At 57.8% G+C, this 24,598-nt stretch carries 21 protein-coding genes; 12 read left to right on the plus strand and 9 right to left on the minus strand.

The genetic code is table 11. The features are described from left to right. Positions 1–5: 5 nt before the first annotated feature. From Q2T52_RS13600 to Q2T52_RS13610, 3 genes are all read right to left on the minus strand, one after another. The gene (locus Q2T52_RS13600; protein ID WP_302077314.1) at positions 6–1,070 is read right to left on the minus strand and encodes a carbohydrate ABC transporter permease; all 1,065 of its coding nucleotides are present in this window, start codon (positions 1,068–1,070) and stop codon (positions 6–8) included. After that, positions 1,070–1,981 (minus strand): carbohydrate ABC transporter permease, encoded by a 912-nt coding sequence (locus tag Q2T52_RS13605; protein WP_302077315.1) that lies wholly within the window; start codon positions 1,979–1,981, stop codon positions 1,070–1,072. The genes Q2T52_RS13600 and Q2T52_RS13605 overlap by 1 nt, the downstream gene beginning before the upstream one ends. A 128-nt stretch (positions 1,982–2,109) precedes the next feature. Further along, positions 2,110–3,483 (minus strand): ABC transporter substrate-binding protein, encoded by a 1,374-nt coding sequence (locus Q2T52_RS13610; RefSeq protein ID WP_302077316.1) that lies wholly within the window; start codon positions 3,481–3,483, stop codon positions 2,110–2,112. 95 nt (positions 3,484–3,578) lie between these two features. On the opposite strand from Q2T52_RS13610, the gene Q2T52_RS13615 reads away from it, so the two are divergent. The 12 genes from Q2T52_RS13615 to Q2T52_RS13670 all read left to right on the plus strand — a co-directional run bounded on the left by Q2T52_RS13615 (position 3,579) and on the right by Q2T52_RS13670 (position 18,184). After that, positions 3,579–4,721 (plus strand): ROK family transcriptional regulator, encoded by a 1,143-nt coding sequence (locus Q2T52_RS13615; RefSeq protein WP_302077317.1) that lies wholly within the window; start codon positions 3,579–3,581, stop codon positions 4,719–4,721. A gap of 329 nt (positions 4,722–5,050) precedes the next feature. Further along, on the plus strand, positions 5,051–8,176 hold the full coding sequence (locus tag Q2T52_RS13620; RefSeq protein ID WP_302077318.1) for an alpha-mannosidase: 3,126 nt from the start codon (positions 5,051–5,053) through the stop codon (positions 8,174–8,176). 159 nt (positions 8,177–8,335) lie between these two features. Continuing rightward, positions 8,336–9,619, plus strand: coding sequence for an ABC transporter substrate-binding protein (locus Q2T52_RS13625; RefSeq protein ID WP_302077319.1), 1,284 nt, complete (start codon positions 8,336–8,338; stop codon positions 9,617–9,619). A gap of 69 nt (positions 9,620–9,688) precedes the next feature. Then, the gene (locus Q2T52_RS13630; RefSeq protein WP_302077320.1) at positions 9,689–10,582 is read left to right on the plus strand and encodes a carbohydrate ABC transporter permease; all 894 of its coding nucleotides are present in this window, start codon (positions 9,689–9,691) and stop codon (positions 10,580–10,582) included. A 127-nt stretch (positions 10,583–10,709) separates the two neighbouring features. Continuing rightward, positions 10,710–11,480: a carbohydrate ABC transporter permease gene (locus Q2T52_RS13635; protein WP_302077782.1), complete on the plus strand. Its 771-nt coding sequence runs from the start codon at positions 10,710–10,712 to the stop codon at positions 11,478–11,480. 13 nt (positions 11,481–11,493) lie between these two features. Beyond that, positions 11,494–12,567 carry an ABC transporter ATP-binding protein gene (locus Q2T52_RS13640; protein WP_302077321.1) on the plus strand — a complete coding sequence of 358 codons (1,074 nt, stop codon included), beginning with the start codon at positions 11,494–11,496 and terminating at the stop codon, positions 12,565–12,567. Positions 12,568–12,672: 105 nt separating this feature from the next. Beyond that, complete coding sequence (locus Q2T52_RS13645; protein ID WP_302077322.1) at positions 12,673–13,314, plus strand: TetR/AcrR family transcriptional regulator; 642 nt, start codon at positions 12,673–12,675, stop codon at positions 13,312–13,314. A gap of 88 nt (positions 13,315–13,402) precedes the next feature. After that, positions 13,403–14,245 carry a metallophosphoesterase family protein gene (locus Q2T52_RS13650; protein WP_302077323.1) on the plus strand — a complete coding sequence of 281 codons (843 nt, stop codon included), beginning with the start codon at positions 13,403–13,405 and terminating at the stop codon, positions 14,243–14,245. Positions 14,246–14,265: 20 nt separating this feature from the next. Continuing rightward, the gene (locus tag Q2T52_RS13655; RefSeq protein ID WP_302077324.1) at positions 14,266–15,561 is read left to right on the plus strand and encodes an ABC transporter substrate-binding protein; all 1,296 of its coding nucleotides are present in this window, start codon (positions 14,266–14,268) and stop codon (positions 15,559–15,561) included. A 70-nt stretch (positions 15,562–15,631) separates the two neighbouring features. Then, positions 15,632–16,585, plus strand: coding sequence for a carbohydrate ABC transporter permease (locus Q2T52_RS13660; RefSeq protein WP_302077325.1), 954 nt, complete (start codon positions 15,632–15,634; stop codon positions 16,583–16,585). A 31-nt stretch (positions 16,586–16,616) separates the two neighbouring features. Beyond that, complete coding sequence (locus Q2T52_RS13665; RefSeq protein ID WP_302077326.1) at positions 16,617–17,435, plus strand: carbohydrate ABC transporter permease; 819 nt, start codon at positions 16,617–16,619, stop codon at positions 17,433–17,435. Next, on the plus strand, positions 17,435–18,184 hold the full coding sequence (locus Q2T52_RS13670; protein ID WP_302077327.1) for a tyrosine-protein phosphatase: 750 nt from the start codon (positions 17,435–17,437) through the stop codon (positions 18,182–18,184). Before Q2T52_RS13665 ends, Q2T52_RS13670 begins: the two co-directional genes overlap by 1 nt. A 73-nt stretch (positions 18,185–18,257) precedes the next feature. On the opposite strand, the gene Q2T52_RS13675 is transcribed toward Q2T52_RS13670, so the two are convergent. From Q2T52_RS13675 to Q2T52_RS13700, 6 genes are all read right to left on the minus strand, one after another. Further along, complete coding sequence (locus Q2T52_RS13675; protein ID WP_302077328.1) at positions 18,258–19,340, minus strand: ABC transporter ATP-binding protein; 1,083 nt, start codon at positions 19,338–19,340, stop codon at positions 18,258–18,260. Positions 19,341–19,344: 4 nt separating this feature from the next. After that, a complete protein-coding gene (locus tag Q2T52_RS13680) occupies positions 19,345–20,175 on the minus strand; it encodes a carbohydrate ABC transporter permease (protein WP_302077329.1) in 831 nt (276 codons plus the stop codon). 3 nt (positions 20,176–20,178) lie between these two features. Then, the gene (locus tag Q2T52_RS13685) at positions 20,179–21,111 is read right to left on the minus strand and encodes a carbohydrate ABC transporter permease (protein WP_302077330.1); all 933 of its coding nucleotides are present in this window, start codon (positions 21,109–21,111) and stop codon (positions 20,179–20,181) included. A 116-nt stretch (positions 21,112–21,227) separates the two neighbouring features. Then, positions 21,228–22,487, minus strand: a complete 1,260-nt coding sequence (locus Q2T52_RS13690) for an ABC transporter substrate-binding protein (RefSeq protein WP_302077331.1) — start codon at positions 22,485–22,487, stop codon at positions 21,228–21,230. A gap of 32 nt (positions 22,488–22,519) precedes the next feature. Continuing rightward, positions 22,520–23,698, minus strand: coding sequence for a PLP-dependent transferase (locus Q2T52_RS13695; RefSeq protein WP_302077332.1), 1,179 nt, complete (start codon positions 23,696–23,698; stop codon positions 22,520–22,522). After that, positions 23,695–24,384, minus strand: coding sequence for a FadR/GntR family transcriptional regulator (locus tag Q2T52_RS13700; RefSeq protein ID WP_302077333.1), 690 nt, complete (start codon positions 24,382–24,384; stop codon positions 23,695–23,697). The genes Q2T52_RS13695 and Q2T52_RS13700 overlap by 4 nt, the downstream gene beginning before the upstream one ends. Positions 24,385–24,598 lie beyond the last annotated feature (214 nt).

Consider the following 24,598-nt stretch of genomic DNA (forward strand, 5'->3'; position numbering starts at 1 on the left):
GGCCGTTATCCCTTGATACCGCCGAAACTCATCTGCGTGATGTATTTCTGCGTGAAGCTGTAAAGGATCAGCACGGGCAGCAGGTAGACGATGCCAACGGCTGCCACCATGCCATAGTCAACGCCCATGTGATCCTGAGAAACGAAGAACAGATAGAGGCTCATCGTGAACTGGGTTTTCTCGATTAGCAGCGTCTGAACGAGCACGTATTCCTCCCAGCCGCGCAGGAAGGTGAAGGTGGCGATCGCAATGATGCCGGAACGCACCTGCGGCAGCACCACCATGCGAAATGCCTGCGAACGCGTCGCGCCATCGGTCACCGCGCTCATCTCGATGTCCCAGGGCACCGTGTCGAAGAAGCCCTTCATCACGAAGATCGCATAGGGCAGTTCCAGCGCGCTCAGCACAAGCACCACGGCGGAAAGGCTGTTCAGCATGCCCATGTAGTGAAGCTGCACGAAGACGGCGACAGTGAGCGCCAGCGCCGGAAAGGCGTGCAGCATCAGGAGGCCACGGAGGAAAGCTTCCCGTCCGACAAAGGCAAAGCGCGACAGCGCATAGGCGGCGGGCGTTGCCACCAGCGTCACGATCGCCGTCTGCGCGATGGCAAAGGCGAGCGAAGTGCCAAGCGAGGCCCAGACCGAGGGCAACAGATCACTTCGGGTATTTCCCGATCCGCTGATGTCGCGGGTCAGGAGAAAGCGATAGTTCGAAAGCGTCATGAAGGGCGCAACGAAAATCGCCATCAACAGCAGAATGGCGAGACCGAGCACGGCCCAGGCAAGCCATGGCCGTTTAAGGCGGGTTGCTCCGAGGCAGAGCGCGACCGCACCGAGATAGGCGAGCGCCGCAATCCCCGCACTGCGCCACATCACCAGCCGGCTGACGGCATCATCCGAGGAGGTGAAGGATTTCACCAGCAGCCAGAGATAAGGCAGCAGAACGGGGATGGAGACGAGCGTCAGGAAAACCAGGATGAAGGCAAGGAAGCCGGCACGGTTCAGCATGCCGCGCCGCTCCAGGCGCGCCCAGTCGAGATCGGTCATCGCAGTTGTCATGGCTGAGGACATCAGAGCACCTCAATCTTGGGCGCGGCAAAGGTGGAGCGCATGTCGGTGAGGCGCCATTGCAACAGCGTGATCACCACGCCGATCACCATCAGGCCGAGCGCCAGCGCGGCCCCATAGGCGTAAGCGCCGTTCTCAAAGGCGCGGCGATAGATGTAGAGCGCGTAAGGGGTCGAGTCATAGACCGGACCGCCGCCGGTAATCAGCAGGATATATTCATAGGTCGTCATCAGGGACAGGGCCTGGTAGATGGTGATGAAACGGATCGGCTGCGACAGCGCTGGCGCCACGACATGGCGCAGCACGCCCCATTCGCTGGCTCCATCGACGCGCGCGGCATTGGCGAGATGCGCTGGGATCGAGCGGATCGACGAGGTGAGGATCACCATGGCGAAGGACGCGCCCACGAGGCCATTGGCAAGCACGACCAGCATCAGCGGATAATCATTGCGCAGATTGACGGTTGGAAGGCCGAGCGCAATCGTCACCTGCGCCAGCAGGCCGGAGGGTGTCGGATCGGCGATCCAGATCCACAGCATGCCGTAGAGGACGGCCGGGCTCATGCGAGGCAAAAGCCACAGGCCTCGAAAGAAGTTGCCGAGCTTTTCCGGGATCGCCGTCGTGGTCATCGCCAACAGCGCGCCGAGGCCGACATTGAAGAGGAACAGGGTCGAGCCGACATAGATCAGCGTCGTCATCAGCACCATCGGGATGCGGCCGTCGCGCTGGACGATACGCTCGAAATTCAAGAGCGTGAACTGGCCGACACGCAGGTTTACCCCCATGTCGGTAAAGGCAATCACGCTGTTGACGAGGATGGGGCCCAGAAAGAAGATCGCCAGAAGCGCGATCGCCGGCATCAGATAAAGAAGCGGTCGGGCGGGGCGATGCGCCCGAAGGCGGGTTTGTGACATTGTGATCTATCCGGAATGGCCGCCGGTCCCGGCGGCAAGACGAGTGTCCTATGACGGAAGTCGACCGGAAACCGCCATACGGTCTCCGGTCGCGTGAGCACGGTCAGGGCGTGATGGCTGTCAGACCATTAATTGCTCGCGGTTTCGCGGATATCGACATCCTTGCCAAACTGCAGGCCAAGCTCGTCGGCGATGAACTCAACCGCCTGCTTCGCCGTCATCTTTCCGGTTTCGACAGCCTGCAGGCCGTTGAACAGCACCTTGTTATAGCTACCGAACTGGGTCTGGTTCGGCACGAACTGAGCGTGAACCATCATCGGAGACGCCGCGGACAGAACCCAGTTTTCCTTGTACTTCGGCATCGCCGTCTGCCCATTGGTGATGGCCGTATGATAGGAGCTGACCGCATGCTCGGTATTGAAATACGGCAGGGTCGCAAGCGCGATCAGGTCGGCGGCGATATCGGCATATTTGCTCTTCGGGTTCACCGTGTAGAGCAGCGGATGCGACAGGTTGGCAGGCTTGCCGCCCTTTTCGGCGGCGGGCGCCGGGATCCAGCCGATCTTGTGGAAATAGCCATCCTTGTCGGTCGGCCAGGTCGCGCCATTCTTGTCGCCCAACTGCCAGGCAACCGCCCACACACCCTGGTGGAAGAGGAAGGCCTTGTCCTGTTTGAAGGCGTTCTGGATCGTATCCCAGCTCATGGCCGTGTTGTCGACCGGCGTCACGCCCTGGCGGGCATTGCGCTCGTACCAGGCCAGCGCCTTGGTCATTTCCGCCTTCGGGAAGATCAGCTTGCCGGTCTTCTCGTCGATGAACTTGACGCCGTAGGACTGGAAGACCATCAGATAGTCGATGCCGACATTCGGGCGATGCAGCATGCCGTATTGCGCGGCCTTGCCGTCGACGACCTGCTTGGCGAGCGCAGTCAGGTCATCCAGCGTGAACTCGCCGGATTCGACCTTGGCCGGCAGGCTTTCGATGAAGGCCTCGTCCTTGCCGATCTTGCGCAGCATGTCCTTGTTGTAGAAGAACATGCGGATTTCTGCGTCCTGCGGAATGCCATAGATCTTGCCGTCGGTTGCCTTCGCGGCCGTCCACAGGACCGGCAGAATGTCGCCATAGGCCCAGGGCGTGGAGGCAATCTTGGCATCCATGGCCATGGCATTGCCGTCTTCGGCAAACTTGCCGATCCATTCATGCGGCAGGATATAAAGATCGGGGCCCTGCCCGACCGAGAACGCCTTCATATTTTCCAGCGCCAGATCGTCCCAGCCCTTGGCGGCGCTGGCATTCGACTCGATGACGATGTGCTTGTCGACGCCAGCTGCCTTGAACTGGTGGTTCATGATTTCGGCAGCGGCTTCGATATTGGTGATGCGCGCCGGAGCACTCTTATCTACGAGCGTGGAAAGCTTGATCCTGATGTCTTCGGCGTGGGCCATACCACCGGTTAGGGCAGCAAGAGCAACAGTGGCGAGTAAGGCGAGAGATTTGGTCATGAGCATCATTCCGATTTGCGTTGATTATTTAATTAACTTGCTTAAATAAAACTTTCATGACATCGCCTGAGAAATGGATGAGGAGGATGGATAGGATGCTGACGCACCAACGCCACCTGCAGGCAATCGGACGCACCCAACGCGACATCATTGGGCATCTTCGGCGCAAAGGAGCTGCCTCGCGTGCAGAACTTGCCGACCTATGCGGCGTGACGACAGCCGCTATCAGCATGATGACGCGTGACTTGATCGAGCGCGGCATTCTCACGGAAGGGTCAAGGCGCAGTGGCGGGAGGGGAGCACCACATGTCGATCTGATACTGAACCCGCGGGCGGGGTATGCACTCGGCATCCACGCCAATCGCTTTTCCATCACGATGGCCATGTTGGATTTCGGCGGAACGATCGTGGGAGAGTGGCAGATCTCGGGCTCCTATTCATCTTTCTCGGAAGTCCGTTCGGTTCTCATCGAAGGGAAACAGGAGCTGTTGCGGCGGCACGCTATCGAACCCGGGCAGCTGATCGGAGCCGGGATTGCAATGCCCACGCGATTTCGCGAAGGAGCAGGGCGGCTGGATCTGGCCGATGAAATCATATCCTGGGCGGGCGCTGATCTTGAAACGTCCCTGCGCCAATCACTCGGCTGTCCGGTTCACGTTGAGAATGATGCCAACGCGGCAGCAATGGGCGAACTGACACTCGGCAAAGACGGTAGCCACGAAGACTTTGTTTATCTGTATTTGTCGGAAGGGATCGGTGGAGGCCTCATTATAGGAGGCAAGCTCTACCGTGGCACCCTTGGCAATGCCGGCGAACTGGGCGCGTTGCGCGCAAGGGGGCTGTCTCGTCCATCCTTCGACGACCTTGCAGCCTGGTTCCTGGCGGAGACCGGTGGAATTCCAGAAGGAAGAGCTGAAAGGACGTGGACGGCCTATCTCGATCAGCATCCGGATGTGTTGGAGCGCTGGCTGGAGCGGGCCGGACCGGAGACGGCGAAGTTGGCCTTCCCCATTGCGGCAATCCTAGCGCCATCTGCCATCTATCTCGGCGGAACTTTGCCAAGTATGGTGCGTAACCGCCTCGCTCTCTGGCTGAATTTTGCCGAGTCCAATCCTCATCAGGGCGGTCGCGTACTCCAGCCAAACATTATTGTACCGCAAAATGCCGCGAAGGATGCAGTGGCGCTTGGTGCTGCTGCTATGATCCTCCATGACCTGCCTCTGACTGGTCAGATGTGAAATCAGGACAAACTGCGTTCGCTCCCATTGCATCACGAACCATGATCCTGGTGGACTGGAGGTTCGGCGGACAGGGCGCCCACCACAGATCGCAAGGTGCTGCGGAATCTGACGCACCGAACACCCCACCGCATTACCATTGCAAAAACTTTTTCATTGATAGCTAATAATCTCCCTCGTCAAAAATCTGCGAGCTTTGCGAAGCCCGTCTTGCAACATAGTAAGCCGTCGAATAACCTCGAATAAGAATATCAGTATAATGAAAAAATTTTCAAATACTTTCACGCTGATGTTCGAGAGGGCCGCTTCACGGCGGCATGGGAGGATGAATGAAGCGCATACACAAGTTCGATCGCTTGCTGCTGGAATTGCGCGAGAGGATCTTCCTGCCGATTGCGGCAGACGTACCTCTAAAATTTCGGCGCGCGGAAAATGACCAGCGCCCTGCCGTTGTTGCGGGATTACAAGACGGATGGATTGATGTAGGTCCTGATCTCGTTTGGGGTGAGCCGGAAGGCTATTTCTGGTTCAAGGGCACGGCAGAAATTCCGGAGGCAGCCCACGGCAAACGCATCTTCCTGAAAGTTGAAGCGCAATTCGGCAGCGTCATGGGGCGCTCGGATCCGCAATTGTTGACTCGGATCGATGGCCGAATTGCGCAAGGCGGCGACGGCAATCATCGCGAAGTTCTGCTGACGGAAAATGCGGTTGCCGGAACACGCCATGACGTCCTTATCGAAGTGGGCACAATCGAAGACCGGCGCCAGATGAGCTTTGCCTGCCATCTCACCATTCATGATCCGCTGGCCGAAAAGGTCTATTACGATTTGCGCGTCCCTCTGGATGTCGCGCGACTGCTCGCAGAAGATGACGCACGCCGCCACTTCATTCTGAACCACATCGATGACGCCTTGGCGCGGATCGATTTCCGACCCGGTGATGCGGGGCGCTTCCAAAGCTCGCTTCAAGAAGCAGAGGCGATCGCGCAGCCGATCTATGGCGCAGAAGATTTCTCTGAGAAGCCGGTCATTACGCTGACAGGCTACACCCATATCGATGTGGCTTGGCTATGGCGCGTCCGAGAGACCCGACAGAAGATGGCGCGATCGATCGCCACAGCGCTTAATCTGATGGATCAGTACCCGGATTATCGCTTTATGCTCAATCAGGGCGTCCTGTTTGATTATCTGGAGCAGGACTATCCGGAGCTTTTCGAGCGAATTCTTCATAAGGTCAAGGAAGGCGCATTCGAGATCGAGGGGGCGCTGTGGCTGGAACCGGATGCCAATGTAACCGGGGGCGAATCCTTCGTGCGGCACATCCTGCATGGTGTTGCCTATCACGAGGAAAAATTCGGTGTACGCCCTCGCATCATGTGGCTGCCGGATACGTTCGGATATTCGCCGGCACTGCCGCAGCTGATGAAGCTGTCCGGCCTGGATACGTTCATCACGCACAAGATGAGCTGGAACGACACCAATCGCATGCCGTTCGAGACCTTTTGGTGGAAGGGCGTCGATGGCACCAAAGTGCCGACCTACTTCCTCACCATGCAACCCTATACAGCCCCGGGCTTCAATACGACCTATTGCCCTGACCTCAAGCCCACGCATGTGATGGGCGCTTGGAAGCGCCATGGGCAAAAGGCCCTGAACAAAGAGCTGTTTGCCGTCTATGGCCATGGCGACGGCGGTGGCGGACCAACGCGCGAGATGCTGGAAAACGTCCGTCGCATGGAAAAGGGAATTCCCGGTTGCCCGGCTGTGGTGCATGACCGGATGCGCCCCTTCTTCGAACGCCTTGTCGCACGGATGAACGAAAATCCCTCGGATTTTCCCACCTGGGATGGCGAGTTGTACCTCGAATTCCATCGCGGCACGTTGACATCGGTCGCCAAGAACAAGCGCAACAACAGATTTGCGGAGCAGATGCTGCGCGAGCTTGAGGCACTAGCAACGCTTGCCATGGTCGAGTACGGGACAGCCTATCCTTCGGAAATCTTGCACCGTCTTTGGCGCATCGTTCTGCTGAACCAGTTCCACGATATCCTGCCGGGCTCCTCCATCGGTGCCGTGTTCGATGACAGCGATCGCGAATACGCCGAGTTCTTCAGCGAAGCGACACGCCTGCGGTCGGAACTTATAGCGGCATTTGCAGGAACGGATGAGTTCGTCATTCCCAATCCGCTTGGCCGCGTTCGCGACGGGCTCGCCACGATCGATGGCGACGAACCGCTTATCCTCGACTTCAACGGGAATTTGGTTCCGACACAGACGATTGCCCGCGCGGATGGCAGAAGACAGCAGGCGGCACCCGTCAGAAATATCCCTGCACTCGGCATTCTGGTCGGCGGCGTAACAGCAGGGACATCGGCAGAAGGCACCGGCGCTCTGGCGATTTCGAGAAACCATCTTGAGAATGATCGTCTCACGGTACGCTTCAACGACAAGGGCCGCATACAATCCATTCTCGACAAGACAACTGGCCGTGAAGCGGTCACGCCGGGTCAGCTGGCCAACAGGCTTGTTGCCTTCCGCGATATGCCAGCGCAATTCGATGCATGGGATATCGATGAAAGCTTTGAGGATCAAAGCTGGGATATCGACGACCTGCAATCGGTCGAAATCGTGGAGACAGGGCCTTACCGCGCAGCACTTCGTTTTGTGTGGGTCTACGAGCAATCTACCATCAATCAGGTGGTCTCGCTGGAAATGGGAGCATCGACCATCGAGGTCGATACATTCATTGAGTGGAAGCAGCACCATACCTTGGTGAAGGTAGCCTTTCCGATCAATGTTTTCGCCAGCGAGACAACGGCGGAAATTCAGTTCGGCCACATGCGTCGCCCGACACATCGCAACACATCATGGGATCAGGCACGCTTCGAGACGGTCATGCACCGCTGGGTCGATATGTCCGAACAGGACTTCGGCGTCGCCTTGCTTAACGATTGCAAATATGGCTATGACGCGAAGGAGGGTCTGCTGCGCCTGACATTGCTGCGCTCACCCACCTATCCCTGGCCGGATGCTGATCAGGGCGAGCACCGTTTTCGTTATGGCATTCACATCCATCATGGATTGCTTGCCGGTGAGGGTGTCCCCGCCCTCGCCGAAAGCTTCAATGCGCCTTTACGTCTGCACGCCGGCAGCGGCAGCACGACCGCCCAGAAGGCGGCGTCTCTCTTCGATCTCACTGCTAGCGGTATCGCAGTCGAAAGCGTCAAGAAGGCCGAGATTGGCAATGACCTCATCGTCCGCCTATGGGAGACGCAGGGCCGGCGGAACAGCGTGACGCTTACGCTGCCCGAGCATTTTTCAAACGCAGCCGAGGTTGACCTGCTGGAGCGGGACGCCCGGCCCCTGCCCTTCACGGAGGGGCAAGTGCGGCTTGATTTCGCACCATTCGAAATCCGTTCGCTCAAGCTTACCAGGAGAGTTGCGTCCGTGAGGTGATGCGCAGCCTCAAGCACCGAACATCCAGTCCGCTGCATGAGGAATGTGGAATGCAGGAATACGGGAAAGGCAAGGTCTGAGGAGACTGCCTTGCCGTCAATGGAGGCAAAGTGGCTGTCCCATCCGGATATGCCGCCTGTAACAAAGAAGGAGGAGTCCATGACCAAACTGACAAGAAGAACCCTGCTCGGAACCATGGGTGCAGCCGCTGCCGCATCTGTCGTATCGACTATTCCGGCAATGGCCGCAGAGCGCACCATTCGCCACTTCTGGTGGGGAAACCCGGAGCGCGATAAGCGGACATTCGCGGCCATCGATCTATTCCAGAAGCACCATGCTGGGATCAAGGTATCCGGTGAGACGATTGGCTGGAAAGACTACTGGACTAAGATGGCCACGCAGACGGCAGGTCGCAACATGGCCGACCTGATCCAGATGGATTACCGGTATCTTTTCGAGTATGTCCATCGCGGCGCACTGAAGCCGCTCGATGAGTATATCGGCAAGTCCCTCATGGTCGGCGATTTCGATCCCGGTCCGCTTGCTGGCGGCAAGGTCGATGGAAAGCTCTATGGTCTGAATATCGGCTCGAACAGTCAGGTTCTGGTCTACAACACAAAGGTTTTTGCAGACGCCGGCATAACGGCCGATGTGATCAACTGGACACGCGAAGACTTCCCAAAAATCTGCGAGAAGATCACATCCGCCACCGGCGGCAAGATGAAGGGTTCCGACGACCTCTCGACCTCCGTCGACATCATGCAGGTATGGGTCAGACAGAACGGCCGTGAATTCTATGACGCGGACGGCAAGGTGACCGCCACCGCTGCAGACATTGAGAGCTTCTGGCAATACTGGGCCGAGATGCGCAAGGCCGGCATTATCGCCGGCAAGGACCGTACCGTTGTCATCAACCCGCCGCTCGGCGAATCGGGTATCGTTACCGGTGGCACAGCCATCTCCCAGTTCTGGTCTAACCAGATCGTCGGCATCCAGGCGCTGATGAAGGACAGGATCGGCGCGGCCATGTTCCCGCACAAGAAGGGCGGGCCCTATGGTCAGTATATCAAGCCTGCCATGTTCATGTCGTTGACCCGCGATGTGAAGGATGTCGACGCCGCGATCGCCTATATGAATGACTGGGTAAACGACCCGGAGACGACCAAGGCTCTCGGCCTGGAGCGCGGCATCCCCTGCTCGCCTAAGGCCCGCGAGGCTCTCAAGCCCAGCCTCAGCGACACTGAAAAGGATGCAGTCGCCTTCTTCGATGCGATCCAGACTCGTGTCGGCCAGCTGCCGCTTCCCGAACCGAAGGGGGCAGGCGAAGTGTATGAACTGTTCACGCGTAGCGCCTCTGAGGTGGTTCTCGACAAGATCAAGCCGGCTGAAGCTGCAGGCCGCTTTATTGAGGATGCACAGGACATCATCGATCGCGCCCGTTGATTGGCATCGCACCGGATCCTGAACCTTCATTTCTTTCAGGATCCGGACTTTTCGGACAGAGACCGCTTCATGAGACGCTTTTTTACCCGGAATGCTCCCGGTTACCTATTTCTATCCCCATGGCTGATCGGCTTTTTCCTTCTCACCCTCGGTCCCATTCTGGCGTCCCTCTACTTCTCCTTCACGCGCTACGACATGGTCAGTGCGCCGCGATGGATTGGCTGGGATAACTACGTCTACATGTTCACGCGCGATCGGCGCTTCTGGAAGGCGTTGAACGTCACCTTCAGCTATGTGGCGCTCGCAGTGCCGGCCCGTTTGGCGATGGCGCTGTGCGTGGCCATGCTGTTGGACAAGGGGCTCCGCACAATCGGCCTTTACAGGGCGATCTTCTATCTTCCCTCGCTGCTTGGTTCCTCAATCGCTATCGCAATTCTTTGGCGTCAGCTTTTTGCAGGCGATGGCGCTGTAAATGCAGTTCTCTCCTTCTTCGGCATTCAGGGTCCCTCCTGGATCACTGATCCGCAGACATCGCTTTACACGCTGGTTGTTCTCGCTATGTGGCAGTTCGGCTCACCGATGCTGATCTTTCTCGCGGGGCTTCGATCCATTCCGCGAGACCTTTACGAAGCTGCTGAAATTGATGGCACATCGCGCTGGCGCCAATTTACCCGCATCACGCTGCCACTGCTGGCCCCTGTCATCTTCTTCAATCTCGTGCTGCAGACAATAGAGGCCTTCAAGACCTTCTCCAGCGCTTTCATCATTTCCCATGGCAATGGTGCGCCAGCGGACAGCCTACTCTTCTATACCGTCTACCTGTTCAACGAGGCGTTCAGCTTCTTCCGCATGGGCTATGCCTCGGCGCTGGCCTGGGTGCTGCTGGTCATCATTGCAACCTTTACCGGGATTGCCTTCCTCTCTTCGAAATACTGGGTGCATTATGAAAACGAACGCGACTGACGCGGCATTGGACAGCGAGCTGGCCGCGGCCGCTGAGATTGCGGCCATCTCGCGGAAGAAGCGCGAGGCGCAGGCACGGCGGGGACGCGCGTGGAAGCACACCTTCCTGATCGCAGCCTCCTGCGTCATGCTCTATCCGCTGTTCTGGCTGCTTTCGGCTTCGGTCAAACCTGAGAACGAGATCTTCACGACGCTTTCGCTCTGGCCCTCAACCTTCCAGTTCGACAATTATTCGAAGGGCTGGAACGGGCTGCCGCTGTCCTTCTCGGTGTTCTACATTAACTCCACAATCGTGACAGTGCTGTCGGTCATCGGCAACCTGCTTTCCTGCTCCTTTGCCGCCTATGCTTTCGCCCGGCTTAAGTTTACCGGCAGAAGCTTCTTCTTCTCGCTGATGATGCTGACCCTCATGATCCCTTATCATGTGGTTCTAATTCCCCAGTATGTGGAGTTCCTGAAGCTTGGCTGGGTCAACACCTACCTGCCACTGATCGTACCGAAGTTTCTCGCATCCGATGGCTTCTTCGTGTTTCTGATGATCCAGTTCTTCCGCCAACTGCCGCGTGAACTGGACGAAGCAGCCGAAATAGATGGCTGCTCGCCCTTCAAGATTTATTGGAGGATCATCCTGCCGCTATCGCTGCCGGCAATGGGTACTGCTGCCATCTTCTCCTTCATCTGGGTATGGGAAGATTTCCTCGGACCGCTCATCTACCTGAACGACATCAAAACCTTCACCGTGCCGCTGGCGCTTCGGCTTTTCGTTGACAGCCAAGGCGAGTCCGCCTTTGGCCAGATGTTTGCGATGTCGGTTACCTCGCTGGTGCCGGTCGTCATCTTCTTCATTCTTTTCCAGAAGCTCATCATCCGTGGCATCGCCACCACCGGCATGAAATAAGGACTCTTCGCGCATGGTTGCATTAACGCTGAGAAACACCGGCAAACGCTATGGGGCGCTTTCCATCATCCAGAACATGAATCTGGACGTTCGCGAGGGTGAGTTTTTGGTTCTTGTCGGCCCTTCCGGCTGCGGCAAGTCTACGCTGTTACGCATGATCGCGGGCCTGGAGGACATTACTGATGGCACGATCGCCATGGACGGTCGGGTGGTCAATGACCTGCCAGCCTCCAAGCGCGAACTTTCCATGGTCTTCCAGAGCTATGCTCTCTATCCGCACATGACGGTCGCGAAGAACCTGGCCTTCGGGCTGGAAAACATGAAGCTACCCCGTGCGGAAGTGCAGCGTCGAGTTGCAGAGGCCGCCCGCATACTACAGATCGAAAAACTCCTCGACCGCAAGCCGCGCCAGCTCTCCGGTGGGCAGAAGCAACGCGTCGCGATTGGCCGCGCAATCGTGCGCGAGCCCAAGCTTTTTCTGTTCGACGAACCACTCTCCAACCTCGACGCCGAATTGCGCGTGCAGATGCGTGCGGAGCTTGCCTCCCTCTACGCGCGATTGGGCACGACGATGATTTACGTCACCCACGACCAGGTTGAAGCCATGACGCTTGCAAGTCGCATCGTGGTGCTGCGCGGCGGCAAGATCGAGCAAGTCGGCACGCCGCAGGAGCTTTACGAGCGCCCGCAAAATCTGTTTGTCGCTGGCTTCATCGGCTCGCCAAAGATCAACATGATCGAGTCAGCGTTGAAAGCCGGTTCGGATGGAATGGAAGTTGCCGCAAAGGGCTTCCAGGCTTTCAAGGTGCCGCGTCTCGATACCAAAGATGGCGCCATCACCATCTGTATCCGCCCCAGTTCCATAAAGTTGGGTGAAGGCTCCGTTCAGGCACAAGGCACCGTGCGCCTTGTGGAATATCTGGGTAATGAAACGCTGCTGCATATCGCACTGAATTCAGGACAAACCCTGCTTGTCAGCGGGAAGGCGACCGCATCCCTCAAGATGGGCGATACCGTCACCGTGGGTTTCGAACTTGCGGATCTCCACTATTTCGACAGCAAAGGGCAACGTTTGGAGGCGATCTAATCTGGCGATAAAAAGAGCGATTGTGACATCATGCAAATTTAAAAGGGAAATCTGTCACGACGAATTCACAGTGTTTCTCCACTGTGTGGCGGAGGTCTATGCGTCATGTCCAACCGTCCGAACATCACAGCGACACGTCTCCTGGATGCCTGCGAGGCACTGCTATGCGAGCGGGGAGCCCACGAGGAATTGACCACGCGTCGCATTGCCCTAGAGGCGCAGGCAACCCCGTCCGCTATTGCCTACCATTTCGGATCCCAGGAAGAGCTGATCACCGCGGTTGCCGAGCGTGTCTATCGCCGCCTGAATGCCGAGCGGCTTGCCTTGCTGCGGAAGGCAGTCGATCGACGCTCTCCGGAGCCGCCGGATCTGGAAGAGGTCATCGCGGCGCTTGTCGGCCCGTCGATCCGCTGGGCGGCCAACCCTCAGTCCGGCTATCGCGTGCTGTCCTATTTCACATCCATGGCACATGCGCATCGCGACGGAACCGCCCATTACCGGCGGATTATCGAGGATGTGGAGCATCACAAGGCTTTTATCCCGCAGTTGAAGCGCATCGCGCCCTGGCTTGACGAGGTGGATATCGGCTGGCGTCTGAACTGCGCACTCGGCATCCGTTCGCAAGTAACCCGCAGCCGCCAGAGAACCGAACTCCTGACCGATCACCGCATGAACCTGGACGATCCCGACCTGGTGATCTCTCGAATGGTCGAGGTGATCGCGCCGATGTTCCGTCGGACGAGCTGATTTCGAACAGCATTCGAATTCCGTCACGCCTGCGAAACATGCCCCTTTTATCGATCCTCCCTGACAACACGTGTCCTGGAGGCCCGTCATGCGCCGCGAAACCACATTTATTCATCTGACCGACCTGCATATCGGCACCGCCGATGATGCGCATCTGCACAGCGATACGACCGAGACGCTGCTGCAGGTCCTCGATCTCGTCGCCACCGTCACGCCGAAGCCGAAATTCGTGATCGCCAGCGGCGACCTGACCAATCGCGGCGATGCGGAGAGCTTCCGGCGGCTGAAGCAGATCATGGACGAGAGGATCGATGTGCCTGTCGTCTATGCGCTCGGCAATCATGACACCCGTCCCGGCTTCTACGAGGGCATGCAGGTGGAGACAGCCGATCCGAATGCGCCCTATGACCATGATCTGGTACTCGAAGACATCCACATCATCACCCTCGATTCCTCTACACCCGGCCTGATCGGCGGGACGATCGACCCGGAACAGTTCGATTGGCTGTCGGCGGCGCTGGACCGTCATCCGGATCTTCCAAAGCTGATCGTTGTGCATCACCCGCCGGCCCTCGGCGAAGAGCCGGATCTTGCCCATTGGCGCACAATCCATTTCCCGCAGTCCGAAAAGCTTCGCGACCTGCTGAAGGGCCGCAACATCATCGGCATCCTGAGCGGCCATATCCATCACGACCGGGTCTCCGTCTGGCACGGCATTCCGGTCGTGGTCGGAACGGGCCAGCATGCGGCAACCGATATCCTGCGAACCGACATCCTGCGCATGGTGCGCGGCGCATCCTTCGGCATCGGCACCCTTCGTCCATCCGGACTGACGATGGCCTTCGTGCCGCTGCCGTCCGACCGCGCCGAACTCAACACCTATCCGCTGGAAATGCTGCTGGCGCGGGCCATGCCCGTCGCGGCTGAATGAATCCGTCAGGAGAACACGACATGCTGCGCAGAACCTCTCTCAAGCTGCTGACCGCTCTCGCAGGCAGCCTGCTGGTGCCTTTCGGTGCCCTGGCCGACATGGCCGCGACGATCGACAAGCCGGTGACCATCACCTTCTACAACTACAATCTGGCTTCCGCGAGTGCGGGTGCCGATGCGACCAAGGAACTGATCGCCGGTTTCGAGAAGAAGTTTCCGAACGTCAAGGTCGAGCCGATCGCCGTTCCCTCGAACGAGATCATGTCGCGCGTGCAGGCGGATATCGTTGCTGGCCGCCAGCCGGATGTGGCGCAACTCGTCTTCCGCGACCTGATTTATCTTGCCACCGATCTCGGTGCCAATGCGCTTGAGGATATGGTCAAGCCGGCCGAGCTCAAGGACCATCTAGCGGGGATGATCCCGAACGGCCTGGAGCTTGGTAAGGTGGATGGCAAGACCTATGGTCTGGCCTATACCTTCTCGACGCCGATCATGTTCTACAATGCTGATCTGTTCCGTCAGGCAGGCCTTGATCCGGACCAGCCGCCGAAGACCTGGGCCGATGTGGCGGCAGCCGCCAAGGCCATCAACGAAAAGACGGGCAAGAACGGCTTCTTTCCCGGTGCCTATGGCCCGGCCGACGGCACCTTCGTCTACCAGTCGATCGTCATGTCGAATGGCGGCAAGGTTCGCGATGGCAACAAGCTGACCTTTGCTGACAGCAATGCCGCCGAAGCGGTCAAGATGCTGCATGACATGGTGGTCAGCGGCGCGCATGCCAAGATCGATCCCGCCAGCGCTTCCGATACCTTTGCCGGCGGCAATATGGGCATGTTCCTCTATACCAGCGCGCTTCTGTCCAGCCTGAAGAAATCGGCTGCCGGCAAGTTCGATCTGCGTCTTGCCGCCATGCCTTCCTTCGGCAGCAAGCCGACGGCGCCCACCAATTCCGGCAGCGCCTTGTTCGTGTTCAGCAAGGATCCGCTGAAGCAGCGCGCATCCTATGAACTGCTGAAATATCTGACGAGCCGGGAGGCCTATACGATCATCACCAGCAAGATCGGCTATCTGCCGCTGCGCCTCGATATCGTGGACGATCCAAACTATCTCGGCGGCTGGGTGAAGGAAAACCCGATGTTCCGGGCCAACCTCGAACAGTTGAACCGCTTGACCGCCAACATGGCCTTCCCAGGCGCCAACTACCGCCAGGTGGAAAAGATGATGATGGATGCCGTGCGCGAAGCCGTATTCGGCAATGGCGATCCGATCGCTGTCCTGAAGACGGCTCAGGAGCAGGCACAGGACCTGATGCCCTGATTGCGGCATCAAGGGAGAGGCCAGCGCAGCGACGCCTCGGCCTCTCACCATTCTCTGAAAGGGCAGGATCGTGACGAGCTTCCAAGCAGAATTTGCGCCCTCGAAGGCCGCTGCCGCAACGCCTATGCGGGCGGCACGCCTGCGTGAACCTTTTTCGATTGCGCCCTGGATCTACCTGGCCCCCACCCTAGCGCTGTTGATGATCTGGACCTATGTGCCGCTGGTCGAAGCCTTCAAGCTCTCCTTCTACCAGTGGAACATGCTGCCCACCTCGCCGCAGCGCTATGTGGGCTTGAAGAATTACGAGCGCCTGATTGCCCTGCCGGAAATGCGCAACGCGCTTTGGAACACGCTCTATTACACGCTCGGCCTGTTTCCGATGTCGGTGATCATTCCGCTTTTCGTGGCCATCTGGACGCAGGATCTGACCGGGCGGGCGCGCAAGATCTACCGGGCGCTGATCTTCGTGCCGATGATCGTTGCCCCGGTCGTGGCCGCCATCCTCTGGCGCTGGCTCCTCAACGAGGACCAGGGCATCGTGACCCTCGGCCTGGACTGGCTGGGGTTCGATCGCATCGGCTTCCTCACCGATCCTCGTTATGCCCTGGCGACGCTGACCTGGATTACCGGCTGGAAACTGATCGGCTTTTCCACGCTGCTGTTTTCCGCCGCCAATGCCGGCATCAATTCCGCCTATATCGAGGCGGCCCGCATTGATGGCGCGAGCCGCTGGGGCATTATCCGCGATATCCGCCTGCCCCTGCTGTCGCCCACCATCCTGCTTCTGTCGATGATGACAATCCTGTTCGGCGCGCAATGGAGCTTTGCCTATATCCGTGTCCTGACCGATGGCGGTCCGCTGAAATCGACCACCAATATCTTTTACCTTCTCTATCAGTACGGCTTTGAGACGCTCTCCGCCGGCTGGAGTTCAGCCGCCGGCATGATTGCCTTTGCCGGCTTTGGCCTTCTCGCCGCAGGCTGCATGTGGCTGACCAAGAGGTTCGCGGTCTATGACAATTGAGAACCCCGCTTCCTCTCCCGAGCCGTCGAGTATGACAGCGCCGGGACTTGTGAGACGGCTTGCCGTGCATGCGATGATGATCCTGTTGTCCGTGCTGTCGATTTTCCCGATCTACTGGATGATCGTCACCTCGCTCAGGCCGGCCAACGAAATCTTTTCGACAGCGCTTTGGCCGGCCTCCCCCACGCTGGAAAACTATGCCTTCGTCCTGACGCGCATCCCCATGCTGCAAATGCTGCTCAATACGGCAGTGGTCGCTGCCTTCACAGCGGGCCTGCAGGTGGTGACGGGCATGCTGGCCGCCTATGCGCTGGTGCGCTGGCGGATGCGCCTCTCGGGCGTGGTGCATGGCTTGATCGCGCTCTCATGGCTGGTGCCGTTCCAGGTGACCATGATCCCGAACTATGTGCTGGCCTCGCAGCTTGGCCTTCTCGACACGCTGACGGGCTTGATCATTCCCAATGCCGCGCATGCCTTTGCGGTGCTGATGCTCTATCACGGCATGCGCTCCTTCCCGAGCGAGATCCTGGAAGCCGCCCGCATCGACGGTGCCCGAAGCTGGAAAATCCTGTGGCAGATCGTGGTGCCGAACATGGGGGCGCCGATCGCCTCGCTCTCCATCATCGCCTTTATCTCCGCCTGGAACGAATATTTCTGGCCGCTGCTCCTGTCGCGCAAGCCGGAGAACTCCGTGGTGCAGATCGGCCTGCAGATGTTCATGACGCAGGAGGGCAATCTTTGGGGGCCGCTAATGGCGGCCGCCTGTCTGGCAAGCCTGCCGATCCTGGTCGTCTATCTGGTGCTGCAGCGCCACGTCATCGAATCCTTCATGAAATCCGGAATCCGCTGATGAACGAAACCTATTCCCGCCTGATCGAGCTGGAAGGCGCTCATAATGTGCGCGATCTCGGCGGCTATCCCATAGCAGCCGGAGGCTGCACCCGCTGGCGCTCGCTGCTGCGCGGCGATGCGCTGCACGCATTGACTCCGGGAGACATAGCCGTGCTGACCGGACTTGGACTGGCAGCCGTCATCGATCTCAGAAACCCAGCGGAAGTCGCGCTCGAACCCAACCCCTTTGCCGAGCACGACCAGGTAGGCTATCTCACCATCCCGCTTTTTTCAGCTCTATCGCCCGTGGAAATGATGGCGCAAGGCCGAGCGACCTTCGATATGGGCGAGCGATACTGCCACGCGCTTGATCATTGCCAGGAAGCGATTGCACTAGTGCTGTCGACTATCGCCCAGATGCCTGCCGGAGCCGTGCTCTTTCACTGCAGCGCAGGCAAGGACCGCACCGGTCTTATCGCTGCTCTGCTGCTTGGCAATGCGGGTGTACCACCCTCTACAATCATCGAGGACTACGCCCTGACGGGCCTCGTGGCGGAACACTTGATTTCCAAGCTTCGTGCCCGTGCCTTGGCGCGCGGAATGGACTCTCGCCTGATCGATATCGTTCTGGCGTCTGAGCCTACGAGCATGCAGCACGCCTTGAACCACCTGACAAATCACTATGGAAACGTGGTCAACTACCTGCGGCACATTGGTCTTAAGTCGTCCGAGCTCAAGGCGCTTGATGAGCGCGTCGCAGGGAACTAGAGCACTTCCGGTAAACTCGGGAACATTCCAACTTATTCCCGGTCACGGAAGCTTGCTGCTTTGGTCAGCGCAATTACACGTCATCCTCTGAAATCCGCACTCCGTCTTTGTCGAAGACATGCAGCCGGCTTTGCGGCAAAGTGACATGGATCGCGCCTTGCGCCTGCATCAGCATTCGGTCGGTCGAGAAGAGCTTGAAGCTTTCACCATGCACGACGAGATGCAGAATAACTCCAAGTCCGGTCGGTTCGACGAGCTCCACTTGTGCCTCCACGCCTGTGCCGGATGACGCAGCCACGACGTGCTCGGGACGAATACCCAGCGTTACCATCTCGCCATCTGCCCGGGCGACGTGCCGTCCCAGGGAAACCTGAATGCCGTTGGAAAGAACAATTTCGCTCACTCCATTTGATTGGCTCAACCGGCCTTCCAGAAAATTCATGCCCGGAGAGCCGATGAAGCCCGCGACAAACAGATTGGCCGGGCGGTCATACAGTTCGAGCGGAGAGCCGATTTGCTGAACCGAGCCGGCGTTCATGGCAACGATACGGGAAGCAAGTGTCATCGCTTCGATCTGGTCGTGCGTGACATAAACGGATGTCGCCCCAAGCTCTGCGTGCATCCGCTTGATTTCGGCCCGCATTTGTTCGCGCAGGCGTGCATCCAGATTGGACAGGGGTTCGTCGAAAAGAAAAGCCTTGGGTTTGCGTACGATGGCGCGGCCCATGGCCACGCGCTGCCGCTGTCCACCCGACAGCGCCTTCGGGCGGCGGGCCAGATATGGATCAAGCCCAAGCTTTTGCGAAGCGGATCCGACAGCCGCATCGATCACCTCTTTGGATTTTCGGCGCAGGCGAAGACTGTAACTCATGTTTTCCGCAACGCTCATGTGCGGATAAAGTGCATAGGACTGGAAGACCATTGCGATATCGCGATCCTTTGGCTTCAGATCGTTGACGCGCTGTCCGTCGATCGCGAGCGTCCCGGATGTGATGTCCTCCAATCCCGCAATCATGCGCAAAAGCGTCGATTTTCCGCAGCCGGAAGGTCCGACAAGAACAATAAATTCGCCATCATCAATGTTGAGATCGACACCCTCCAGAACAGGGTGATCGCCATAGGACTTGCCGACGCTGTGAAGCTCAATGGACGCCATGGGTTTATCCTTTCACGGCACCGGCTGTGAGGCCTTGCACGAGATATCTTTGAATGAGCAGGAAGAATAGACATGCCGGGATCAACGCCATCACGCCCGCAGCCATCATCTGTCCAAAGTCCACTGAGAATTTTGAGACGAAGGTGAGAAGGCCAACCGGGAAGGTAGCGCTCGCATTGCCGGAGATCAGCATCAGGGCGAAAAGGAGCTCGCTCCAGGCCGCGGTGAAAACGAAGCCGAGGGTAGCGGCAATACCGGGCAAGGTCAGAGGCAGAATAATCTGCCTGAAAGCGGTGAACCGGCTCGCACCGTCGATCATCGCGGCTTCCTCAAGATCCTTCGGAATTCCGTCAAAGAACGACTGCATCAGAAAAGTCGCGAAGGGAACGTTAAACGCGGTATAGACGATCACGAGGCCCGTCAAGCTGTTCGTCAAGCCGAGTGGAGACAGCATCTTGAAGATGGGAGCCACCAGCATCACCAGAGGAAACATCTGCGTGATCAGCATCAATGCAATGATCACGTATTTGCCGCGAAAGCGGAAGCGCGACAATGCGTAACCTGCAAGCGACGAGAACACGGTCACGGCAAACGCCGTCGAACTTGCAACGATCAAGCTGTTCTTGAAGAAGGTCGGAAAGGCGCTGTTTTCAATGACGAAGTGATAGTGATCGAACGTCGATCGCGATGGCCACAACCTGACACCTTCGCTGTAGAGCAGGTCGTTCGGCGTGACCGAAACCTTCAGGAGCCAGAACAGCGGAAAGAGAGCAAATGCAATATAGACCAGGATGGCGCCGCGATGGGCAATTGTTCCAATAAGTTTGCCGGTCATTGATCAGTCCTTCTCAATGAGACGCTGGCGAATGACGACGATCAGCATGGAATACGCAAGCAGAAGAACCAGAAGAACCAGCGCGATGGCCGAGGCATAGCCAAAGTCGAGACGCCGAAAGGCTTGAGTGAAGATATAGCTGGCTACGATCTGGGTGCGATCTGCCGGTCCGCCATTGGTCATGACGACAATGAGATCGGCAAAGTTTGCGATCCATACGGTTCGGAGCAAGATGGTGATGGCGATGGTTGGTGCGAGGAAAGGCAACGTGATTGATATAAAGCGCTGCAGAGGATTTGCACCGTCGATTGCCGCCGCCTCATAGAGGTCGCGCGGAATTGCCTGAAGGGCGGCAAGCAGTGTTATCGCGAAGAATGGTATACCCCACCATACATTGGCAATGATCGGCCCCCACATGGCAAGCTGGGGATCCGCGAGAATATTGTTGGGTGCCGAAAGAAGACCGAGTGAAACCATCCAGTGAGGCAGCGGCCCGATGACGGGATTGAATAGCCAGGCCCAGTTCAATCCAGCGAGAAAGGTTGGTACGGCCCAGGGCAGGAAGACCAGCGCCTGGGCAATCCCCCGTCCTGCAAAAGGCTTGTCGAGAAGCAGCGCTAGAATGAGGCCGAAGAAAAACTGCAGGAAGACCGACGCGCCTGTCCACCAGAGGGTATTTTTCAGCGCGCGATAGAAAGCCGCATCCTGGGAAAGCGCCTTCAGATGTTTAAGGCCCACAAAGCCACCAGAAAATGGATTGAGCAACTGGATATCTCGAAACGCATAGGACAGTCCGAGAAGCAGCGGCACGAGCATCACGGCAATGATAAGCACGAGGACCGGCGCGCTGTAAAACCAAGGTTCGGCAGCATCCGCAAACCGGCGAAGAGGCCTTTTTCCTCCCGTTCGCGTGCCTGCCACCTGATGGTAAGACATAAGTTACTCCTCCCGGAGGGCGATAACGCCCAACGTGAACCGGTATTGGTATTGGTATTGGCTCTTGGGTTGAAAGGGTGCGTGAAGAAACGCTTCACGCACCGATTTCGCCAGCGCTACTTGGATGCAAGGAACTTTTGCTGCGCCTTGGTCATATATTCGGCCCACTGCTTGGCAAGCTCTTCCGGTGTGATATCGCCGAGCAGCGCCTCCTGAGAGGTCTTGATGACCAGAGAGTCCTTGAAGAAGGCAAACTCCTCAAGATACGTCGGCATCGTGGTGGGCACGGCATTCTTGTCCGCGAGTTCATCAAACCAGCCCTTGAACTGCTCGCTGGCATAGAAGGGATCTTTCTCTGCCGACAGATGGACAGGAAGAGCACCCGTCTTCTTGTTCCAGGCAATATTGCCCTCAGGGCCCTCTAACGTCTCAATCAGTTTCCAGGACAGATCCTTGTTCTTGGATGACGCCATCATCGACCAGCCCGCAAAGCCTATTGTGGGGAAGGTCTTGCCGTCGGGGCCCTTCGGCATGGTCATAATGCCGAAATCTTCCGGCTTCATCCGCTGCGCGATAGCAATGAGGGCGTCGGGATCCTGATCGAGGAAGGCGCAGGTTCCGGAGTAGAAGCCGGCAACAATTTCGTTGAAGCCCCAGTTGACGCTATCCTTGGGCGCGTAGCCTTTCTTATAGAAGTCGACAAGATATGTGAGACCCTTTACCCAGCCGAGGCTATCGAAGGTCGACTTTCCGTCCTTGGTGAAGAACTCGTTGGAGCCAGCCATGGATGCACCGAACATGACCCAGCCGTTCAGCCCCCCCGGACCGCCGCGCAGGCAGTATCCAGACTTGCCTGGAAGGGCGGAAATTTTCTTCGACGCTTCAGCAAATGCATCCAGCGTTTTCGGCGGCTCCTTCACGCCGGCCTGTTCAAGAAGCTTCTTGTTGTAGAACATGGCGCGCAGATAAAAACCATAGGGCAACATGTATGCGGTCTTTTTGACATCGCGTCCAAGTTCCAGGGCGCGCGGCGTGAGTCCTGCAGTATATTGCCACTTTGCAAGGTAAGGCTCCAAGCTCTCCAGCATGCCGTTGTTGGCATAGAGAGAAAGCCAGGTATCGGGCATTTCCATTACATCCGGCACATCGCCGGCCGACACCATCGTAGCAAACTTTTGAAAAGCCTCATTCCATGGCAGCGAGATGATCTCGACCTTTGTGCCGGGATTTGCGGCTTCAAACTTTGCGGTGATTGATTTGAGAGTTTCCGTACGCTCGGGGCTGGTAATCACCTCAACCAGCTTGAGGGTGGTATCCGCCAAGGCCGTACCGGCCATCATGGCAGTAAAGAATGCTGCTGCTACCAGTTTTTTCATTATCCTGCTCCCAGTTTGTTATGTGATGCGTGTTATCGACCGGCTTTCGTTGCCACCTCGATTGCCGATGCGAGATCGCTCCAGAGCACCTCTGTGCCCTCCAACCCGACATGGAGGCGTACGGAACGCTCGCTGATACCAAATGTGTGGGCGGAATTCGGCTGGGCCTTCTGCTCCAGGACCACCTCGCCCGGCACGATGAGGCTTTCATGCCCACCCCAGGACACGCCAAGCTTGAAAAGCTTCAGGTGATTGGCGAATGCACGAACATCCACACCTTGCTTGAAGATGAAGGAAAACAGGCCCGACGTACCCTTCAATCCAGGCGGCAGACGGTTCGCCAAGCCAGGATGACAAACAGTTTCCACAACATCCAACGCCTGCAGTCGCGCCGCGATCTGCATGGCAGAGCTCTCATGGGCCTTCATGCGGATAGGAAGCGTACGCAGCCCGCGGATCAGCAGCCAGGCGTCAAAGGGGGACATCTTGCCGCCAAGGTAAGGATAGGCTTCCGCTCGCAGTCGGTCGATCAAGAGCTTGGAGCCTGCCACCACACCTGAAACGACATCACTATGCCCGCCCAAATATTTGGAAGCTGAATGAAGCACGAGGTCCACTCCCAAAGCTAGCGGGTTCTGGAAAATCGGGCTTGCCCAGGAATTGTCGATGATCGAAATGGCACCATGCCGACGGGCAATCTGCGCCAAAGCGCCGACATCATGCGCTTCCATCACCCAGCTGGTCGGGCTTTCCATGTAAAAAAGTTTTGCACCGGCCATTGCCTTGTCGATTGCCGCCTCGTCCCGACCATCGACATAGGTGACTTCAATCTTCAACCGTTTCAGCAGTGTGCCGAAGAGCCGAAAGGCATCGGGATAGACGTGGCGGACAGCCACAATGCGGTCACCGGGTTCTACGAAGGATAGGACCGAAGCGGAAATCGCCGCCATGCCGCTTGCAAAGCCCAGCGCATCTTCAGCGCCCTCAAGCTTGGCCAGCATTTCCTCGAACAGGCGGACCGTCGGATTTAGGCCCCGCGTATAGACGGGGCGCGCCTTCTCCCCTCGATACGTGGAAACCATCTCTTCATAGCTTGAGAATGTAAACAGCGAAGTTTGGACGATCGGCGGCACAACCGCCTCAAATGCGTGAGGCTCGTCATGGGCGACGATGAGGGATGCAAGCTCGAAGTGCTCGAAGCCATGACTCATTGCGACATTTCCTTGATATCTTCCTCGACAACCGCCAGGATTTTGAGAGTTTCTTCCCGCGCCTTCTCTGCATCTCCAGCCACGATCGCGTTGAAGAGCGTACGGTGGTATGGGAATGAGCGGGCGGCGAAATCCGGGCGGTCAAACGGCTTCGACCAAAAGCGTTCGAAACCCTCGCGCATCTGCTCCAGCAACTGCCGAAACAGCGAGTTGTGGGTTGCATCGTATATGGAGAGATGAAAGGCGAGGTCGGCCTTGCCAGATGTTCCTTCGGCGAGGTGAACGCGCTCCATCTCTTCGAGCCTTGCCCCCATGATCGCAATATCGCGCTGCGTACGGCGGCGGGCAGCCGCCATGGAAGCTTCCACTTCGATCCCGCGGCGCACTTCCAATGTCATGAGCAACGCATCACGCAGACTCTGTGCATCAATTGAAATTGGCATATGCACCGTAGCGCCGGATATGGGCTTGAGCAGATAGGTGCCGCTACCCTTGCGGCTTTCGATAACGCCGAGAGCCTGGAATTTGCGAAGGACCTCGCGGATGGTCGATCGGCCAACGTTGAGAGCGGCCATCAATTCTCGTTCGGTCGGAAGGCGCTCACCCGGAGCCAAGCCAGCCCGCTCAACGAAATCTGCCAGCACCTTCTCGACCTGCACAACTCGGTCGATAGGAGGCAGTGGCATGATCGCAGTATCTGGCCCGGACTTCTCGTTCAAAATATGCCACGCCTTTAAATTGGTCTGACATCTTACCTATGCATTCTTTATTTCGGATTGCAAGACAGGAAAACAACGCTTGAACAAGCAAACGCGCCTATGGAGGCCCGAGGACAGAGCCTGCTCCGAAAATGGGAAAGGTTGGCAACGTTCCACGTCGCTACTCATCGTCGAACAATAA

This window comes from Rhizobium oryzicola, from assembly GCF_030504645.1.
GTDB lineage: Bacteria > Pseudomonadota > Alphaproteobacteria > Rhizobiales > Rhizobiaceae > Neorhizobium > Neorhizobium oryzicola.